Genomic DNA, 20312 nt, shown 5'->3' on the forward strand with positions numbered 1-20312 from the left:
AAGAACATATGGGTGTACAACAAACTTTCGTTTTTAGAATGCTTTTTTGTATTTTTAAGCACAAAAATAAGCAGTTATGAAAAAAATCATTGGGGCACTGTTTGTGTTGATGGGGTGCGCCCTGCTTCAAGGGCAAGCGCAAGGCATTTCTTTTCCACTGACAGGTTATGTGATAGACAAAGAAACCGAAAAGCCCCTGGTGGGCACAACCATCTTGATACCGTCTGCCAAAACGGGCACGGTTAGCGATACGGAGGGGCGCTTTCAAATCAACGTGATGCCGGGCGACACGCTCTATCTCTCTCATATTGGCTATGAACGCTCTTTTTACGTAGTGCCACAAGACAAAAAAGAGCCCTATACCGTGCGCTTGGCGCTGGATGTGGAAGTATATCAGTTGGAAGCGGTTGAAATCTTTCCTTATGGCACCGAGCTTCAATTCAAAGAAGCTTTTTTAAAGTTGGAGATGGAAGACGAGCGCACCAAATTGCTAAAAGAAAACCTGCGCGCCAGCTTTGTGGCACGTGCTGCCTTTCAGATGGAAATGGACGGCTCCATCAACTACCGCAATTACATGAACCAGCAGGTCTATCAGCTGCATAATCAAACGTTTCTACCAAGCCTTTCGCTTTTGAACCCCTTTGCCTGGTCGCGCTTCATTAAAGATATCAAGCAAGGAAAGTACAAAAAAGAAAATATGAAAGCCTACGAGGAGGCGCCCTAAGGCTTATTTTTGCATTTCAAACGACCTGCCCCTACTATGAGCATAGAAAAAGCCATATCGCAAACCAAGAACTTCAAGAGCCCCTACCAGCGAATGGTGGTGAACCTGCTATATACGAGTTCTTGGATGAACCTTAAACAAATCCAGTTATTGCGCCCTTATAATTTGAGCGTGTCGCAGTACAATGTGTTGCGCATCTTGCGGGGCGCCTACCCTACGCCCGTGAGTACTTCCTACATAGCCGAGCGCATGATTGACCGCACTTCCAACGCTTCCCGTATCGTGGACCGTCTGCTACGCAAGGAGTTGGTAATAAAAGAACCTTCTGCTGTGGACAGGCGTATTGTCAATATCTTGATTACTGAAAAAGGGCTGGATTTGTTGGCAAAAATAGACGTAGAGCAGGACCATTTTGAAGCCCGGTTGCACAGCCTGACCGAAGAAAAAGCCAACTTATTGAGCGACCTACTTGACGAGTTGCGTGCTTGTTTTCAAGAAGAATAACCATATATCTTCCTTATTAAAAGCCCCTGCCTATGTTTCGATGGATTTTTACGCTTATTCTTAACTTCTTGACCTTTGCCCTTGTTTACTCTTTGCACCATCGTTTAAGCGAGGTGCCTGTGTTGAAAGAGTATGTTCCCCAAGAGCTGCAAGCCTTGCCCCCGGTAGGGAAGTTTTTTGACCCTTTCAAAGGGTTTTGGGCAAATGCCGAGCCGCCTGTGGCTTCAAAAGAGGTTCAGCAGCTGGCGCTCCCCGGTCTGTTGGACGAGGTGCATATTCTGTTCGACGACCGTCTGGTGCCCCATATCTTTGCAAAAAATGATCATGACCTTTACTACGCTCAAGGCTATGTAACCGCCATGCACCGGCTTTGGCAAATGGACTTCCAAACACGGGCTGCGGCCGGGCGTTTGTCCGAGATAGTGGGCGAGCGTGCCTTGGACTTCGATCGCTTCCAACGCCGCATAGGGATGGTATATGCCGCCGAACAAGCTCTTGAAGCCCACATGGCCGACTCCGTAAGCCGCATGGTAATGGAAGCCTACGCAGAAGGGGTCAATGCCTACATAGCGCAACTGGATGAAGGCGACCTGCCGTTGGAGTATAAAATACTTGACTATCAGCCGGAAGTATGGACACCTCTGAAAACAGCTCTGCTGCTTAAGTACATGGCTTTTGATTTGAGTGCCAATGGCAGCAGCGACTACTCGCTCTCCTATGCGCTGGCAACATATGGCAAAGGGGTTATTGATAGTGTGTTCAGTGACCAACCTTATCGTCAAGTGCCGGTCATTCCGGAAGATACGCCTTTGGACTTCAAGCCACTGCCTGTTCCCAAACAACCGGCCGGCTTGGACTCCGTGCTATACACCACTGCCCGGCAATTGGTAGCCACGGGCAGCTCAAAAGAAGAAACTTACCCTAAGGGCAGCAACAACTGGGCAATAAGTGGCAGTAAGAGTGTTACGGGGCGTCCGCTCTTAGCCAATGACCCTCACTTGCAACTGCGCTTGCCTTCCATATGGTACGAGGTGCAGCTGCATGCGCCCGGCTGTAATGTGTATGGGGTTTCTTTGCCCGGTGCACCCGGCGTAGTCATTGGCTTTAATGAAAAAATAGCCTGGGGGGTTACCAACAGCTATGCCGATGTGTTGGACCTATACCGCATTGAGTTTAAAGATAAGACTTACCGGGAGTACCGTTTCAATGGGCAGTGGCGAAAGGTAGAGATGCGCAAAGAGGTCATTCACTTGCGCAATGGTGAAAGTGTGGTAGAAGAAGTACCCTACACGGTTTGGGGACCGGTGGCAGTCACCAAGCAAGCGCTCCCTAACCTCGGTTTGCAGCTGCCTGCCGAGCACGCCATCCGCTGGGTGGCGCATGAGCCTTCCGTCGAGCTGAAAACTTTTTACCTGCTCAACCGGGCTGCCAACTATGATGATTTTGTGAAGGCACTGGAACATTTTGCCTGCCCCTCCCAGAATTTTGTATATGCCGACAACGACAACAACATTGCTTTATGGGTCAACGGACGGCATCCGCTACGTTGGAAAGAGCAAGGCAAGTTTATACTGCCCGGCACAGACAGCGCCTACGCATGGCAAGGTTATTTGCCTCATGCTCATAACCCGCATGTGCTCAACCCTAAGCGAGGTTTTGTAAGCTCTGCCAATCAACACAGCGTTTCCGAAAAGCAGTACCCTTACTATCTGGGCTGGGACTATGTGTCGGCCGATCGGGGCTTACGCATCAACGAAGTACTCTCGGGCTTACGCCGGGCTTCATTCGAAGACATGCGCAGCCTGCAAAACGACAACTTGAACGTACTGGCACGCGAAGTATTGCCCTTCTTGCTGGCACGCATTCGCGGCAGCCAATTAGAAGGTGATTACCAAAAAGCCTTTGAGTTGCTTGAAAACTGGAACTTCGAAAATAATGCGCAATCAATAGCTGCCACCATCTTCGAAGAGTGGTGGAAGAATTTTCATCGTGGCATATGGTATGATGATTTCCCTGCCCCTATGCGTTATCCCGAGCTGGAAACGACACTGCGCATGGCCGTCATAGACACCACCGCCCGTTGGTTCGACGACCGCAAAACCATAGAAGTCGAGGACTACCGGGCCATTGCCATCCGTTCGTTTCAGCAAACTATTGATCAGCTAAAAAAGAAATATGGCAGTATAGGCGAAAACTGGCAATGGTGGAAACATAAAAACACGCATATAGACCACTTGGCCAAAATACCCGGCTTTGGTACAGGCGTCCTCGAAACAGGCGGCGGCAGCCGCATGGTGAATGCTACCGGCAGCACCCATGGTCCTTCGTGGCGCATGGTGGTGCAACTGGGCGAGCCGGTACAAGCATGGGGCGTCTATCCCGGGGGGCAATCGGGGAACCCCGGCAGTCCCTTCTATGACAACATGGTAGAAATATGGCGTGCCGGCAACCTGCCTACCCTGCTGTTTCTCACCCGCCCCGAGGAGATAGCAGAAAACAGGCTACTCTATCAAGTTAAATTATCAAAGTCCCAAGAATAACTTTTTTTCTTACACTATTTTGCTGTCGTTTTCATCGCTTATCCCTCACAAATTATTATATTCATTGTGAGGGATAACTTTATTGAAACGATGAAATATCTGCGCTTATCAACTATTTTGCTCCTTTTGGGCAGTGGCTGCGTGCCCATGTCCAAATACCAAGCCCTGCAACAAGAATTAGAGACTCAACGCTACCTCACACTCGAGGGCAAGGCCTCCGTCTATGCTTATCGCCAACGCTTGGAAATGGCTCAAAATGAGCACCAAGCATTGGTTCAGGAAGTAAAAGTATATGAAACCAAATATAAAAGCAGCCGCAGCAAAGACTGGCAAATACAGCAATTACAAGCCCGCATACAAGAGCTGGAAAGAGAGTTGAAACAATTAAAAGGCAACAAAAAAGCAGTTTACAACAAAGAAGTAGAGAAAAAACAAAAAAGTTCTTACTAAGAAAACCTTTGAATAAGATGCGTCGTTTTGGGCTTATTTTTTTATGCTTTTTTAGTGTTGTTTTCTCAATAAGCGCACAGATATACCCGTTTCGCAACTATAGCCTGGTAGAAGGCCTTCCGGAGTCGCATGTGCGTGCCATAGTCGAAGACTACAATGGTTTTTTGTGGTTGGCTACCGAAGGCGGCATCTGCCGCTTCGATGGAGCTACTTTTCAGGAATACACCACAGAGCACGGCTTGCCCAGCAACAATGTCAACCATATCATTCAAGACAGTAAACTAAACCTGTGGGTAGCCACACGTGCCGGCGTTAGCCGCTTCGATGGGCGCACGTTTCAGAGCTTTACCACAAAAAACGGACTCATCAGCGACGACGTTTACTACATATTTGAAGACAGCAACGGCTTTCTGTGGTTTGCCACCACCGGCGGCGTCAGCCGCTTCGATGGAAAAAAATTCACCAATTATACAGTAGAAAACGGCCTCCCCAGCAACCGTGCCTGGTACATTTACCAAGACAGCGAGCACTATATTTGGATTGCCACCTCAAACGGCGTAGCCCGTTACGACACGCGCGGTTTCAAGGTATTTACAGAAGAAGACGGGCTCCCCAGCCGTATTGTCAATTGCATCATAGAAGACCATGAGGGCTACTTATGGTTCGGCACCTCTAATGGTTTGGCCAAGATGGATGCCCGGGGAAATATTCACTCCATAGAGCTTGACTTGATAGACAAAAACATATTTGCCACCACGGTTACTCAAGACGGCAAGCTGTGGTTTGGCAGCTTAGGCGGCGCTTTTGCCATTGCTGCCGATACCGTCAGCGAGACACTCACCACACTCAACGGGCTTATCAGCAACGAAATCAATACCATTTATCAAGACCGCAATTTAAACCTTTGGTTTGGCACCGATGCGGGCTTATCGAAGCTGGCCAATCGCCGCTTCAACATATTGGCGCAACCTTTTGTAACCGGGCGTGCCGTAACCTCTATCCTGCAAGATATGCAGGGGTATTTGTGGTTTGGCACTTTGGGCAACGGACTGGTACGATACGACGGCAAACAAAGTTTCAAAGTATTTACCCGTGACGACGGCTTGCCCAATAACTTCATCCGCACGCTCTTTCAGGCTCGCGACAGCTCCCTGTGGATAGGTACTGCCGGCGGGGGTTTCTGCCGTTACCGAAACGGCAGTTTTGAAACCTTCAACAACCCCGACACACGTGCCGACGACTATGTGTACTGTATCACCGAAGACGACTTGGGGCACATATGGGTAGGCACAGACAATGGTCTGCTGCGCTTCGATGGCGAAAGAGTGCTTCATTATACCGAAAAACAGGGCTTACCAAGCAATTATGTTCGTGCGGCCTTGCACGACAGCCGGGGGCGCCTTTGGTTTGGCAGCTACAAAGGATTGAGCCGCTTCGATGGCAAAAAGTTTATCAACTTCACCATCCAAAACGGCTTGGCCAATAACTTGGTGCTTTCTATTTATGAAGACAGCAACGGTACCATATGGGTAGCTACCGAAAATGGTCTGTGTCGTATGCACGACAATGCCAATCCCATGCAAACCAACTGCTTCACTTGCTACGGCAAAAAAGACAAGCTAAGTGCACAGAATGTATGGTCTATCATTGAGGATGACCAAGGCAACTTATGGCTGGGACATCGCAATGGGGTGGAGAAGTTCGACAAAAAGCAAAATTTCAAATATTACGGCTACATAGACGGCTTCAAGCTCATACAAACCTATCCTAACGCCGTTGCCAAAGACAGAGAAGGGAACCTATGGTTTGGTGCGTTCAATGGTGTTGTAAAATACAACCCGAAAGAAGACCGCCCCAATCCCATGCCCCCCATCACACACATCACTTCCATACGTTTATTTGGCAAAGAGATAGATTGGCGGCAATATGCCGACAGCGTAGATAACTACTTCAACTTGCCGCGCCCAAAAGAAGGGGAAGAGTTTGCCGTGGTGCTTCCTTACAATCAAAACTACCTTACTTTTGAGTTCATAGGCATTCATTTCACCATTCCGGAGCGGGTGCGTTATCAATACTACCTCAAAGGCTTCGACAAAGAATGGAGCGAATGGACCAACCAACGGAAAGCAACTTATACCAACCTGCCACCGGGCGAATATGAGTTTCAAGTAAAAGCAGCCAACAGCGACGGCGTGGAAAATAAAATATACACCACCTTTGCTTTCAAAATTGAGCCGCCTTATTGGGAACAATGGTGGTTCTATGCGGCAGAAGTTGCCTTTTTCTTGAGCTTATTGATTGCCTCTTTCTACTTTGGCACACGAAAAAGAGGACACAAAGTCAGCATCATTTTGGCTATTACTACCTTGCTGATTGTGTTTGAGTTTGTCAACGAGAACATTATTGAAGGCTACATAGAGCAAAAGGTGGGCAATGTCACCATCTTTAAAGTGATTGCCAACGTAGCACTGGCAGCCGTCGTCAGTCCCATTGAGAAGCTGATTTATCGTATTTTATCTGCCCAAAACCGCCCCAAAGAAGAAGACCCCGTGCAAAAAGCCGACAAAGGTCTGTGGCAGCAAGGCGAGAAGAACCGCATTTAGGCATTGCCTTCTAATAAGCATTTTACATGGGCAATTTCTTCTTGCAGGGGCAATTGAGCAGCGAGCGCCTGCAAGTCTGCAAGCAGGCGCTGCAAACGTTGGCGGTTCTGTGCAGTGTGCGGAAACAAAGGACGGTGTGACAATTGGCGGCTCAACTTTTGCCATTGGGCATACAACACTTGACTCGATTCATCGAGGCAATGCGCGCAAAACAAATCCCATATGTAGCGAATCGCCTGTGGGGAGGGGTGTACCAAATCTTCGGCATAAAACCGGTAATCGCGCAACTCATCTATCATAATTTCATAGGAAGGAAAATAATAAACGTTGGCATGCTGTTGTTGCCATTGCTCTACTGCTACCCGCAACAGCGACTTACTGTATTGATTTTCAACCAAGCCGTCTTTAATATGCCGCACGGGGCTCACCGTTACAATCCATGCTTGGGCGCCCTGCCATAAGGCATATAATCCATTGAGTGCATCCATGATTTCCGGAAGACTGAGCGTGCGCTTATGAAAAAGGCTTGCCGGTTGTTTATGACAGTTGGCAACGATGGTGCGCAGTGTGCGGTGCTCGTACACGATAGAAGTGCCCAAAGTGAGCAATATCACATCGGGTTGCCATGCCCGCAAGGCTGCTGCCGTAGATTCCAAGTTGTTCATCAATGCTTGGGCAGAAGCACCAAAAATTTTTGAATGACAGTCGTAGTGCACATACAGGTCTTCGGCTACTTGCAAGATGCCTGCTTCCCAAGCGCTGCCCTCCGCCTGCATAGCTGTGGAGTAGGTTTTGCGCAGCGAAACAGGATTAAACAAAACACCAAAAGGGTTGTTCATCACCGAAAACTTGGCATCTTTCAGCAAATTGCCCATTTCATCGGCAAAGCAGGAGCCAATGGAAAGGATGCGGTGTGCATAAGACAGCACCGGCAAACGGAGGTGCTCAAAGGAAAGAGGCGTAAACCATTTCATGCATCTGTTGTTTTGTAAAAGGCAATGACCGCTTCACTTGGGTAAAGTTATTAACTTTGTCTTGTTAATGATAAAAGATGTTGTACGCAGTTGTTGACTTGGAGACGACGGGCAGCCGCCCCTTGCTCGATAAAATCATAGATATAGCCATTATTGTCCACGATGGGAAGCGTGAACTGAAACGCTTCAGCAGCCTGGTAAACCCCGAAACACACATACCGCCGGCTATCAGCCGCCTCACCGGCATTACCGGTGACATGGTAAGCCAAGCCCCTCGCTTTTTTGAAATAGCCCAAAAGGTTGTAGAGCTCACCGAAGGGTGTGTTTTTGTGGCACACAACGTGCAGTTCGATTATTCTTTTCTGAAAGCAGCATTTCAAGAGTTGGGTTATCGTTACCGCCGCCCTACCCTCTGCACTTTGCGTTTGTCGCGCCTGTTGATGCCCGAGCTACCCAAACACGGGCTGAGTGCGCTCAGCGAGCTGCTGGGCGTTCCCAACCGGGCACGCCACCGCGCTCTCGGTGATGCAGAAGTGACCGCACGTTTACTCGAACAGCTGCTTCAAATCAGCGATGTGCAGGCCAAGCAAGCCATTGTGCAGGAAGAAATTCAGGCTGTCAGCCTGCCGCCCTATATAGACCGCCGGCAAATAGAAAACCTTCCCGAAGATGTTGGGGTATATTTCCTGAAAGGCGAAAACGGCGAAACCCTGTATGTGGGGAAAAGCCGGAATATTTACCGGCGCGTGCTGCAGCACTTTCAAGTAAGCGAAAAACAAAGACGCCGGCTGCGTTTGAAGGAAAAAGTACATGCTGTGGAATACCGGCTTACGGGCAGCGAGCTCGTTGCCCTTTTGTTAGAAAACCACCTTATCAAGCAAATCAAACCGCCGTTCAACCGCGCACAAAGACACAAGCATTTTCAAGCTGTGCTGGCTGTGGAAATGGCAGAAGACGGATACCTGCATTTAAGCATACAAAAGACAGAAAAGCTGCGGGGTAATCCTCTGTACTTCTTTCCGAGTATAGCCAAAGGGCGGGAACTTCTTTATCAGCTGGTGAAAAAACATGAACTTTGCATGAAGCTGGCTCATTTGTACGACACCCGCCATGCCTGCTTCGACTATCAAGTGGGTTTATGCAAAGGGGCTTGTGTGGGGGCAGAAGCAGCAGAAAGCTACAATCAGCGTGTGCGACAAGCTTTTAAACACTTGCCCGGCATAGAGCATGGCAACATGCTTATAGTCGAGCGTGGGCGTCATAGTCGCGAGCAGGCTTTCGTTTTGGTCGAAAACAGCCAATACCGGGGGTTTGGCTATGCGCCTGCCGGGCTGCCGGAAGCCGAGCTGCTTGCACAAAGACATGAGTTCCTGCAGAAGTACCCCGACTACAAAGACCATCATCATATCATTAGAAGCTACCTGAAGAAACATCCACATACGCGTATTCTGTATTTTTAAATGCCGCACAGTCTGCCATTCAAACAGCATGAAGAGTAGCTTGTCATCTCGAATGAGCGAAGCACGGCTTGTCATTTCGAACCGAACGCAGTGAGATGAGCAATCTCAAACTCATCAAGCCACGTCACAAGAAGCAAAAAGAGATTTCTCGCTTACGCTCGAAATGACAAAGTAGGATGCTCGAAATGACAAAAAGAGGGGGCAAAATGACAAAAGAAAAGCACGAACAGATAAAAAACGTGAGCACAATGACAAGCATACAAAATACTTCCGGTTAACACCCAAGCAAGCATTTTTTTATTTTTCACTAACTTTCATTGGCATTCACCAAAAAAGACACGCAAAATGGAAACACTTATTCACTCCTTACTTTTGCTCCGCTTGTTAGGCGCTTTATTTTTTGCCATTCTATTCCTTCAGTCAGGGCTTGACAAAGTCTTTGACTGGAAGGGCAATCTAAGCTGGCTCAAAGGGCACTTTGCCCAAAGCCCGCTCAAAGGCATAGTTCCCCTGCTACTGGGTGTGCTGACACTCATGGAAGTAGCCTCGGGCGTGGTGTCGGCAGTGGGCGCTGCCTTCATTGTATTTGCCGGCAACACCACTGTTGCTTTTTGGGGCGTGCTGCTCTCGGCACTTAGCTTGTTGATGCTTTTCTTTGGTCAACGCATGGCAAAAGATTATGCCGGTGCTGCCTCTTTGGTGCCCTATTTCCTCACTGCACTTTTTGTACTTTTCCTGTTTCTGCATAACTAATTCCCCAAGCGAAGGGAATATGTTGCTTTTTTCCCTTCGCTTGCTTTTTTGAGAAGTCTCAATTTTCAGGGGTGCTCCAAGTATAAGGTGACAGGTTGACCGCGCTTAATGGGCCTTCCGGGCTCGATGCTTTGCCGCAATACCTTGCCTTTGCCCTTCACCCAAACGTTCAGCCCTCTGTTTTCCAATATAAAAAGAGCATCGCGCAAGCTCATGCCTCGCACATCGGGCATATTGTCGTCATCGAGCAACAGGGGCTTCCAAACCACCGTGCTATCGGGCGCCGTGGAAGAGAATACCCAACTGCGCTCATCTACCCCCTCCCATTTTTTTTGCGGAATATCCAACTCTTCAAAAATACGTTGTAAGTCAGCAGCTTTCCCTACCTCATTATAAGGTATTTGTTTGGGCGAAACTGCCTTCCGGGTAATGACCTTGTCTTCGTGGATGCTCAAATCCATGCTATAGATTTCATCGGCGATTTTGCGAAAAACGGGAGCAGCCACTTCGCCACCATATTGCAAATTGCGCCTTGGGTTGTCTATCACTACAATACAGCTGTATTTGGGGTTATCGGCAGGGAAGTAACCCGCAAAAGCAGTATGATACTCTTTGATATATTGCCCATCCTTGAATTTTTGAGAAGTACTGGTTTTGCCGGCTATCTTGTATTGTTTGCTTTTGATGTTCCGGGCTGTGCCACGTTCTACCACACCTTCAAGCAAAAGACGGGCTTTTTGCAAGGTTTGTGGCGAACAGATGCGCTCACGCAAGAGTACCGGCTCATAATCGACCACCACACGCCCCTCTTTGTCTCTTATTTCGTCCACGATGAAAGGCTGCACCATCTTGCCGTTGTTTGCCACCGCATTATAGAAAGTAAGCAATTGCAAAGGCGAAACCACTGTTTCATAACCAATGGCTATCCAAGGCAATGACAGGCGGCTCCAAGTGGGGTCGTTCGTATTTTTGATATACGGCTTTACTTCGCCCACCAACTGAAAATCAAGGGGAGTACTTAGCCCAAATTGATGCAAATAGTTGATAAAACGCTGTGGATTGGCTTTGAAGTGCTCATACACCATGCGGGCAATGCCAATGCTCGAAGAGTATTCAAAGGCTTGCTGCAAGGTGATGGTGCCGTAACCGTCAGGCTTGGGGTCACGCAGCACCACATCCCAGAAGCGGTATTTGCCATCACCGGTTTCTACCGGCGCGTTTAGCGAAAGCTGTGGGTTGTCTTCAAAAAGCGCCATCACGGAAGCCAGCTTAAATACAGAGCCGGGGTCGGCACTGCCCTTGCTGCCAATGGCATAATTATAGTTCTCGGCATAGCGGGCACTATCCACACGCCCCAAGTTCACCATGGCTTTGATAGCGCCCGTTTTCACATCCATCACCACCACACAGCCAAAGTCTGCATCGTTTTCTACCAGTGCTTTTAAAAGCGCATGGTGTGCCACATCTTGTATGTTCACGTCCAGTGTGGTATATACATCCATGCCGTCTTGCGGCTCTATGAAAGAACCATCATGAAAAGGTACCCAACGGTTCCCTACCGAGCGTCTGTAAACTGCCTGCCCGGGCTTGCCTCGAAGGTATTTGTCGAAGCTTAGTTCAATCCCTACGACACCACGCCCTTCATTATTCACATAACCGATGGTCCGGCGTGCCAAGGTGTGGAATGGGTTGAAGCGGCGTGTTTCCTGCTCGAAAATAATGCCCCCTTTCAAGCGCCCTTTTCGGAAGATGGGCCAGGCAGCAATCTTTTGCATGTCGCTGTGGTCCACCGCTTTCCTTCCCAAGGGCACATAACGACGCCCCTGCCGGCGGGCATTCACGAAGAAGTGCTTATACTCTTGTGGGGTGCGATCCCTGAAAAAGTGGGCGGCATACCAAGCCAACGAGTCGATGCCCGCCTTGAAAGTAGCTTCATCCGGCGCCACGGGGTCAAAAGCCACTTTGTAGAAAGGCAAGGAAGTAGCCAGCAGACGCTCGTCATCGGCCAGAATATTGCCCCGCAGGGCAGGAATGGGCTGCAAACGTACATCGCGCCGTTCGGCTTTTTGGCGCCAATAGTCGCCCTCCACGAATTGTATGTACACGATACGTGCCACAATGGCCAAAGCCACTGCCGCTACCAATAAAAAAGAGAGCCGGACACGTAAAAGTATAGACTGCTTGATATTCAAGGCTTTTCCCGTTTACTCTTCCAAACGAATCACATAAGGTGGCTTGTGCCCACTTTCCAAGCCCAGCTTTTGAGCTTTTTTCTTTACTGCCGACTGCCGGGTCAGTCCCATATAGTCAGCCTTACGGGTAGTGTATTCTGTGCGTAAATTGTTCACTTCCTTGCGTAATTGCATTAAACGGTGCTGGCTGCGCTCGGCGTAGTGTCTGTTGGCAATATAAACAATTGCCAACAAGGCTGAAAAAAGCAGATAAGGCACCACATTTTTCCGGTGCTTTTCATCCAATAAGAAGTCGAAATTCAAAACCTTGTCTATCCAATGAAAAACGCCTCCCGGGCGCTTGCGCTCGCCTTGAACAGGTGGTTTTTTATAAGTGTTTTCAGCCATAACCGTCGCATTACTGCATTTAAAGATGCACAGAAAGCCCGTAAAAAACAACTTTACACCTAAACCATCGCCTACCTGATCCGCCCGGCTACACGTAATTTGGCACTACGTGCCCGTGGGTTGCGCGCTATTTCTTCTTCGGTAGGTATTAGGGCTTTGCGTGTAATGGGTTGTAAGGGAGTTAAGACATTTCCGTACAAATCGCGCGGTGGTTCTTCGCCCCGGAAGCTGCCCGTGGCAAAGAAGTTTTTCACCAGGCGGTCTTCCAATGAATGATAAGAGATGACGACCATGCGCCCTCCCGGATTTAAATAGGTGGCCGCCTGTTCAAGCATCTCGCGCAGGGCGCCCATCTCGTCGTTTACTTCTATGCGCAGGGCTTGGTACACTTTTGCAAAGTATTGATGTGCTTTTTGGCGGGAGGCATGTTTTTCTATGACAGCATTCAGGTCGGCCACTTTCTGCAAAGGGCGCACAGAGCGGGCAGCCACAATGGCCTTGGCAAGTGTGCGGGCATTTTTTACTTCGCCATACCACCCCAGCACGCGCTGCAGCTCTTCGGCGCCATAGGTATTCAGTATGTCGGCAGCAGTAAGGGGGGCTTGCCGGTTCATGCGCATATCCAGCGGCTCTTGCGGAAAGCGAAAAGAGAAGCCGCGCTCGGGGGTGTCGAACTGATGCGAAGAGACGCCCAGGTCTGCCAAAATGAAATCCACGCCTTCTTTGCCCTGCGCCTGAAGAAATTGCCCAAAAAAACGAAAGTTGGCCTGGAAGAAATGAAAACGGGGGTCGGTAATTTGCTTGGCTTGACGGGCAGCGTCGCTGTCTTGGTCAAAGCCCCACAACACAGCTTGCGGCGGCATGTTTTGCAAAATAGCCCGGCTGTGCCCTCCACCTCCGAAGGTCAGGTCCAACAACAACAGCGGCTTGTCTGCTTCCTTGGGCACAAAGTCCAACACTTCTTTTAACATCACCGGTTCGTGGTAATTGCTCATAATGTCACCTTTTTTCTACAAAGATACGGAAGGTATGGCTACAAAAAGCAAAAGCCCCCGCTTGGGGGCTTGCAATGATACATATAATACCTTTACGACTACATTGATTCTATTGCAGCAAAGAGTCGAATGACTTCCTCTTCTTTTTTCAGTTTCATCTTATTTTTTGCTACAAAAGCTTCTGCTTCTTTACTATTCAGGGTTTTCAGTATGTCTTTTTTGTTAAGGCGTACTGCATGCATTTTACCATCTTTATAAATATAGTATCGCTTCTTGCGAATAAAAGATGTTTCATTCACGGCCGAGCCGTAGGTAGGAGCATTTTCAAATAACTCTACTTTTGTGCGGTAGAGGAAAGCGCCTTTTTTGCCCTCATAGAGCACCCGGTAAAAAGCAGATGAATTATTGCCATCTACCTCCGGATAGCCATTTTTATAAACATAGGGCTTTGCTTCCATATCCGATGACTCCGGCACATAAATAACAAACCCCTTAATGGTCGTTGGGTTCAGACGAAAGCTCTTGCCTTCTTTCAATAAAATCACCTCATCCGCATATTCATCATAACGCAACTTAACGTTTTTGAGGTGTTGCTCGCCTTCTGCCCAGATCTCTCCCTCAAGCCAGGCATCTACCAACCATGGGCTTCCCTTTACATTGGGATACCTGTTTTCCTTGACAGGGGTGCCATCAAAGGCTGTCACGTTTGAAATTTGTGCATAGCTGCTAACAGCAGCAAATACAAGTAGGGTAGTTGAAATAAATTGAAGTAATCGTAACATAAGAAATTGAAATTTTAACAGTTTAACTTCTTCAATCAAACGGAAAATATTGAAATTTATTGCTTTATAATTCTTTTATGAATCAAGAAATCGTTGCTCTTAATGGTAAGAATATACATACCTGCCGGCAGGTTGGGGGTCAAAGTATCAACAAAAGTAAAGCTTTTCTTACTTTTTTCATATGATTGATACACGCGGCCGGCAAGGTCTGTAACAGAGAGTTCAAATTGTCCCTGCCATGAGTGCATGAGCTTAATATGCAGCTCACCGGTAAACGGATTGGGATATAGCTCCATTCCTTCGGCTACCTCCTCGGCAAGTCCATTCACAAAGAGGGGGGCTGTTTTGTAGGCACAGTTGGTGTTCCCCACCACTGCATAGTACTCGCCTATTCCATACTCACCTACCGGCAATCCATTGCTCGTAAAGTCAGGAATAAGGACGCCATCTTTGAACCAGCGATAGAAACCAACATTACCGTTTACATACAACTTACCACTCACATAAGACAAGTAAGGAGCTGAAGTGTAATTATAATTATTCACCTGAATGGTCTTGCTATTCATGTGGGTATTCGTTCCGTCTGAGACAGTCAAAGTTACTACATAACTGCCGGTTGAAGCATAAGTGTGCGTGGGGAAAGGCTCACCGGAAGTATTTCCATCACCAAAGTCCCAAAGATATGTTTGAATGGTACCGGTAGATTGGTTATTGAAGAAAGTGGTTCCATCGGCTACGCAAGAGTATTGTGCCGTAAAATCAGCAAACAACACCTCGTCGCATCCTTGTTCAAGCCATCCGTTGGCATTGGTCAGTGTGCTTTGGGTAGCGGTTGCTACCAGGGGCTCCACTACATCCACATCGCTGACTGTAAGATAAGAAGCACATAGCTTCATGGTACCTATTGAGGTAAGAGTGGCACTGCCTCCCACACCTGCCAGCACCACAGTGCCGGAAGCATCACCCGTAATAGCAGAGCCGGTGCCTATAGACAGGGTTTTTCCGGTAGCTATTTGAATAATCGTACCGGGCATGGCTGTCAGCTGATGAATGCCTATATCGTTATTGAGCCCCAAAGTTCCATTATTCAAGGTTAAACGCTTCAAGGTGGCGCCGTCAGTACCATCTACCGACAAAGTAGTGGTGTTGTCCACGGTAATGTCGAAATCATAATTTTCATTGTTCAATGACAAAGACGATGCGGTGCCGGAAAGTGCATTCAAACGTGCCCCATCGGATACAACACTCAAATTGGCATCGTTTAAGTCTATGTTTTGAGCAAAAGTGAGCGTAGCATTTGTTAAAATAAGCTTTTTCTGTAAAGTGCCGCTTGGATAAATATTGTCCACACTGAACTCCTCATCTGACAAGTCCACTTCCCCTTGATAAATAGTTAAAGTACCAATGGATGCCACATTTTGGAAATCGGCTTTGGTGTTGGGGTCCACCATCCAAACAGAAACGACAGCCTTACTCCAGTCTGACTCGTTCAGATTGGCTATTAAGTCCCCTGAGTTGGTCCCCAAATCAATATAGCCGGTACCGCTTATATTCAATTTCCCTTCATTGATCAATACCGAACCTTTTACAGTAAAGCGCTTGCCTTGCAAGTCCAATTGCTGAGTGCCTGAAGCTGCCCAGTAAATTTGAGCTGCGTTTAAGTCTTGTGAAAGAGTCAAGGTGTTTCCATTTCCGGAAAAAGCATTGGCACCAAACACCAAACGTTTGGTAGCATCGGGCATAGCGGAGCCGGTGCCGTCGGGGGCTGTTGCCCAGTTCGCAGGATCTGCCAGGTCACCGCTTCCGCCCTTCCAGTAAAGTACCGAAGCAGGTGCCGAAGCATCGGGCGCCTCCAGTATAATGGAAAAAGCCTGTGGTGCAGCGATAAGCGTACCTTTGTGAGATACGGTCACGGTATAGTTACCCGGTGCGGAAGGGGTAAATTCTATTTTCTCTACGTTGTCCACGTTGTTTACCCCTTTGGTGGCCGGTCCGGTGGGCGTGGCAGGACCAATCCAGGGGAAATATTGGTTATTCGAGGCGTCGGTAATCACCACGTCCAAGTCATTGACCAAAGCGGGCGTGGGGTCATCCAGACCGGTAGAGAGGTTCGTACCCGGCACATCGGTCCAGCAGAGGGTAAGCACCACCGGTGCCGTGGCATCTGTATAAAAAGTAAAGGAATAGGTATCGCCATTGTTAAGTGCTGCCTCTACGATACGAATATTTTGCCCGTTTTCATTCCATATCACCCGGGCGGCATGCTCAATATCAGCCAAGCCCCAACCATACCAATGGTCGGGACCCGGGTTGGGTCCGGCTTCTTTGGCGGTTTGAATCACCAAACCTTTCAGCGTAGCCGCCCGCATATATTGCCCATGCAGCTGATAGTAAAGCTGCTGAAGCAAAATCAAAGAACCTGATAAGTTCGGTGTAGCCATAGAAGTGCCACTCATTGTGCCGTAGGCATCATCGGCACTGCTCACTGTGGAATAAACACTCACGCCTGCCGCTACTATGTCGGGCTTGATGCGCCCGTCATCGGCCGGTCCCCGCGAGCTGAAGCTTGCCAATTTCACACTGGATGGGTCTGTGTAGTTCGTGACCTTTTCCACGGCACCCACTGCCAGTATATTTTTCGCCATACCTTCGGGCCCTATACAATCCCCATTATCAATTGCCCCATCGGGAGGCTGCGGTCCCGGCCCTCCATTTCCATCACCGAAATCATTCCCTGCTGCCCAGCAAATCAGATAATAAGGAGCGTTATAGGCTACATTGTCTATGGCTTTCGACTCTGAGGTATAAGCACCAAAATCGGGGTCTTCATTGCCGGCGCCCCCGGTCCATTCCCAACCGGAGCCATTCCAGTACCATCCTTGTACCGTTCCGTAGGAGTGGTTGGATACCAGCAGCTCGTTGGCGGCTTCCTGCGCCATCTCTGCCAGGTCATTGTTCCAGTAGTAGGTGTGTGCCACTGCCTCCGGCGCCATACCCTTGGCAGAAGGGTCTACACCGGCAGCAATCATAGTGCCTGTCACGTGAGTGGCATGGGCACTAAGGGCGGTACCATCGCCGGCCGCCTGCACACGCCCGCCAAATTCTTGATGCGTGGCACGTACATTGCCACCATCCCATACACCAACCACCATACCTTTTCCGGTCAAGCTCAACCCCAAGCTGCCCCCCGGATGTAACTGATTGGTGCCAATCGTGGCGGCTGCTCCTACATTTTTGGTTTCACGGTACACCGGCTGCCCGTCAGGTGTTACATCTACTATTTCAATGATTTTTCCGTTGGGCAGTTCCACGCGTGTGCTTACCCCCTTGGCTGCTGCATACTGGGCCACTCTTTGGCGCGCTGCTTCATGCAGTTGCGTGTACTGCTGCGCCAACTCCAACAGGCGTTCTTTATTGGTTTGCTGCTGTGCTTGTGTTTGCCCCACAAAAATCGCACAGAGTATCCATAGCCGGTAAATGTTTTTTAAGAACTTCTTCATACCACCTTACGATTTGTTCTATGTTTCAACAGTAATCCATCTTCTCTATAAACACCTATAGGCATCTTTCGATGCCTATAGGTCAACTCAAAATTTAAGAAAACCAACCTTTATTATTTATTATTTTTTAGTAAAAGTGTGCGTATTGTCATCTATCACTGCTCCCCCAGAGCGAACTTGATAATCAACTTTAAAAGACCCGTCACAGGTATTAGGCTTAGAAGGGCTGGAACCATCTACCTCATAAGACCCAAATGTTTGAGTGGGGATTGTCACAGAAGCGCCATCTGACGCAAACACATAATCTATCTCTGCTCCTACATCCCAGAAATTATCGTTTTTAAGCGTCGTTCCGGACACCAAGGAGAAGTTTACCTCATAAGTAGCGTAGCCCGGTTCGAGACAGTCGTAAGTACCAATGAAAGTATTGATGTCGAAAGGACAAGTACCAAAAGTATAACGCAAATTCTTGAAATTCTCAGCAGGTACATATTCACCTCCCCCTTCAAGGACAAGATAGAGATCATAAAGTTCAGTTAAGTTGTCATCTAAGATCTCAATCTTCAACTCCCCAGATGTTTCCCCGGCAGGAATAGTAATTTCCTTACTGGGCAAGTTATAGTGAACCCCCTCTACAGCAGTAGAAGAATCCGGCAATACTGCAACGGTTATTGTTACATCTTGCTCGGGAAGTTTCCCTACCAAGTTTATCTTTAAAGATTTCTCAACCGGGAGACCGTCTTGATTAATATCAATCACATCCGGCGAAAGCGAGCTGCCTGATGTAAGAATATCGAACTCAACGAAGGGTTTCCCTTCATATTTAATAGTAGTTCCGGGGTCTTCCATACAGGAGCTCAGCAGAGCGGCTCCGGTCAGAAACAAACCTATTGTGTATAATATCTTTTTCATAGTTACTAAAATTTAGAATTTTATTCTATATACCACACACCTTTTAAAAGGTAACCGGCAAAATACCGGTTACCCCAAGTGCAAGAATTGATTGATTAATTATAGCCGGGGTTTTGCACCAATACACCACCGGAAGTAATGATGTCTTGATTAGAAAGGGGTGCCAGCACTTTGAAATCATTGTAAGGCAATGGTGCACCGCCATCTTTCAAGATATCTTGCCCCAAGCGCTTAAGGTCGAAGAAACGATGTCCTTCAAACATCAGCTCTTTACGGCGCTCATTCATGATGACATCTATAAGGGCTGAGCCAGTGGCTGTGGTATTTGTCAAGCCACGATTGCTGCGCAAAATGTTGATAGTGGTTTGAGCTTCACTGTCTTTACCTTGACGCGCTTCGGCTTCAGCCTGAATCAGCAGCACCTCTGAGTAACGGATAACCGGAATGTTGCGGCAATTAACATCACCTCCTTTGCCGCCCAACCACTTCAGCAAGCGCCAGAAGCCTGTTTGGGTATCTTGATCCCAGAAGCCGATGCGCACATCGCCGGCTTCGGCATTCAACAGCGCCAACAGATCTGCGGAAGCCTGCACGCTAAAGTTGTTACCGTTAGAAGCGATGTTATTAGTCAGAGAACTCAACGAGTTGTTCAAACCATCTACTGTACTCCAGTCTATTGTAGGATTAATGTCCAATTCAAAGATAGACTCCGGATGGGGTACAGTAAGTGCATCCCAATCGCTTACAACATCAGCTGCCGCAGAGATGGTTGCAGTAGTTGAGCTCAAAGCATTTTGAGCATAGGTTTCAGCATTGGGGTAGTCCCCCTCATAAAGATATACACGTGCCAAGAGCGCTTCTGCTGCTGCCTTACCGGCACGACGCGGAGCATTAGCCGGGTCATTGCCATTCAGCAAATTAATAGCTTCAAGCAAGTCATTTTTCACTTGAGTATATACCTCGGTATTCGTAGCACGAGGCTTGGGTTCGGCATCCGAAGCTCCTTTAATAGGTGCTGTACGTATCACGGCACTCAGGTTGAAACCATTCACTTCTTTACCCGGCTCATAGCCGTAAGCACGGGCAACATCAAAGTGGCAAAGTGCTCGTAAGAAAAGCGCTTGCCCTTTGATTTGGTTGGCAGTGGATTGCGATATTTTACCATCTGCCAACAGCTGTTCTACCTTATCTATGGCATAGTTGGCATAGTTGATTACAGTATAAGCATTAAACCAAAACCCATAATGTGCATAGATTTGGTTGGCATTTTCTGCCACATAACGCCCGGTGTTGTTGGCAATTTCAGCATTGTCTGCCAACACATCGCCCATGACCATCATCTCTTGGCCATAGTAGTTAAAGCGGTGCATCTCACGATAAGCTGCATTCAAAAAGCCAATCGCTGCCGTGGAGTCAGTAAGTAGGTCCTCGGTTACGGCTGTGTTGGGCTTTACGTCCAAGTCACAAGAGGTGATACCTCCCATGAGCAAGGCACTCAATATGAACAAATATATTTTTCTCATAGTCTAATTTTCT

The 20312-nt window shown here is 48.2% G+C and carries 15 protein-coding genes; 7 read left to right on the top strand and 8 right to left on the bottom strand.

The window, feature by feature from the left end; all coding sequences use genetic code 11:
• The first annotated feature begins 76 nt into the window (after positions 1-76).
• The 5 genes from K384_RS05260 (at position 77) to K384_RS05280 (ending at position 6821) form a co-directional block, all read left to right on the top strand.
• Positions 77-724, top strand: coding sequence for a carboxypeptidase-like regulatory domain-containing protein (locus tag K384_RS05260; RefSeq protein WP_051633135.1), 648 nt, complete (start codon positions 77-79; stop codon positions 722-724).
• A 36-nt stretch (positions 725-760) separates the two neighbouring features.
• Positions 761-1228: a MarR family winged helix-turn-helix transcriptional regulator gene (locus K384_RS05265; RefSeq protein ID WP_038030145.1), complete on the top strand. Its 468-nt coding sequence runs from the start codon at positions 761-763 to the stop codon at positions 1226-1228.
• Between the two features lie 32 nt (positions 1229-1260).
• Positions 1261-3768: a penicillin acylase family protein gene (locus tag K384_RS05270; protein ID WP_051633136.1), complete on the top strand. Its 2508-nt coding sequence runs from the start codon at positions 1261-1263 to the stop codon at positions 3766-3768.
• A 90-nt stretch (positions 3769-3858) separates the two neighbouring features.
• Positions 3859-4218: a hypothetical protein gene (locus tag K384_RS05275; RefSeq protein ID WP_038030149.1), complete on the top strand. Its 360-nt coding sequence runs from the start codon at positions 3859-3861 to the stop codon at positions 4216-4218.
• 17 nt (positions 4219-4235) lie between these two features.
• Entirely contained in the window at positions 4236-6821 is a 2586-nt protein-coding gene (locus tag K384_RS05280; RefSeq protein WP_038030151.1) for a ligand-binding sensor domain-containing protein, read from the top strand.
• Here K384_RS05280 and K384_RS05285 read toward each other — a convergent pair.
• Complete coding sequence (locus tag K384_RS05285; protein ID WP_051633137.1) at positions 6818-7795, bottom strand: GSCFA domain-containing protein; 978 nt, start codon at positions 7793-7795, stop codon at positions 6818-6820. The two genes, K384_RS05280 and K384_RS05285, sit on opposite strands and share 4 nt — an antisense overlap.
• A 77-nt stretch (positions 7796-7872) precedes the next feature.
• Here K384_RS05285 and K384_RS05290 point away from each other — a divergent pair, with 77 nt between their 5' ends.
• On the top strand, positions 7873-9255 hold the full coding sequence (locus tag K384_RS05290) for an exonuclease domain-containing protein (RefSeq protein WP_038030153.1): 1383 nt from the start codon (positions 7873-7875) through the stop codon (positions 9253-9255).
• Between the two features lie 345 nt (positions 9256-9600).
• Complete coding sequence (locus tag K384_RS05295; protein ID WP_038030156.1) at positions 9601-10008, top strand: hypothetical protein; 408 nt, start codon at positions 9601-9603, stop codon at positions 10006-10008.
• A gap of 65 nt (positions 10009-10073) precedes the next feature.
• Here K384_RS05295 and K384_RS05300 read toward each other — a convergent pair whose 3' ends face one another.
• The 7 genes from K384_RS05300 to K384_RS05330 all read right to left on the bottom strand — a co-directional run bounded on the left by K384_RS05300 (position 10074) and on the right by K384_RS05330 (position 20299).
• A complete protein-coding gene (locus tag K384_RS05300; RefSeq protein WP_038030158.1) occupies positions 10074-12200 on the bottom strand; it encodes a penicillin-binding protein in 2127 nt (708 codons plus the stop codon).
• A 12-nt stretch (positions 12201-12212) separates the two neighbouring features.
• Entirely contained in the window at positions 12213-12587 is a 375-nt protein-coding gene (locus tag K384_RS05305) for an FtsL-like putative cell division protein (RefSeq protein ID WP_051633138.1), read from the bottom strand.
• A 71-nt stretch (positions 12588-12658) separates the two neighbouring features.
• Entirely contained in the window at positions 12659-13582 is a 924-nt protein-coding gene (rsmH, locus tag K384_RS05310) for a 16S rRNA (cytosine(1402)-N(4))-methyltransferase RsmH (RefSeq protein ID WP_038030160.1), read from the bottom strand.
• Positions 13583-13680: 98 nt separating this feature from the next.
• Positions 13681-14403 (bottom strand): hypothetical protein, encoded by a 723-nt coding sequence (locus tag K384_RS05315; protein WP_157630064.1) that lies wholly within the window; start codon positions 14401-14403, stop codon positions 13681-13683.
• Between the two features lie 17 nt (positions 14404-14420).
• A complete protein-coding gene (locus tag K384_RS13300; protein ID WP_051633139.1) occupies positions 14421-17864 on the bottom strand; it encodes a S8 family serine peptidase in 3444 nt (1147 codons plus the stop codon).
• A gap of 120 nt (positions 17865-17984) precedes the next feature.
• On the bottom strand, positions 17985-18776 hold the full coding sequence (locus tag K384_RS05325; protein WP_038030164.1) for a DUF4843 domain-containing protein: 792 nt from the start codon (positions 18774-18776) through the stop codon (positions 17985-17987).
• A 95-nt stretch (positions 18777-18871) separates the two neighbouring features.
• Positions 18872-20299: a RagB/SusD family nutrient uptake outer membrane protein gene (locus K384_RS05330; RefSeq protein ID WP_051633140.1), complete on the bottom strand. Its 1428-nt coding sequence runs from the start codon at positions 20297-20299 to the stop codon at positions 18872-18874.
• Positions 20300-20312 lie beyond the last annotated feature (13 nt).

The organism is Thermonema rossianum DSM 10300, assembly GCF_000426825.1.
Taxonomy (GTDB): Bacteria; Bacteroidota; Bacteroidia; order Cytophagales; family Thermonemataceae; genus Thermonema; species Thermonema rossianum.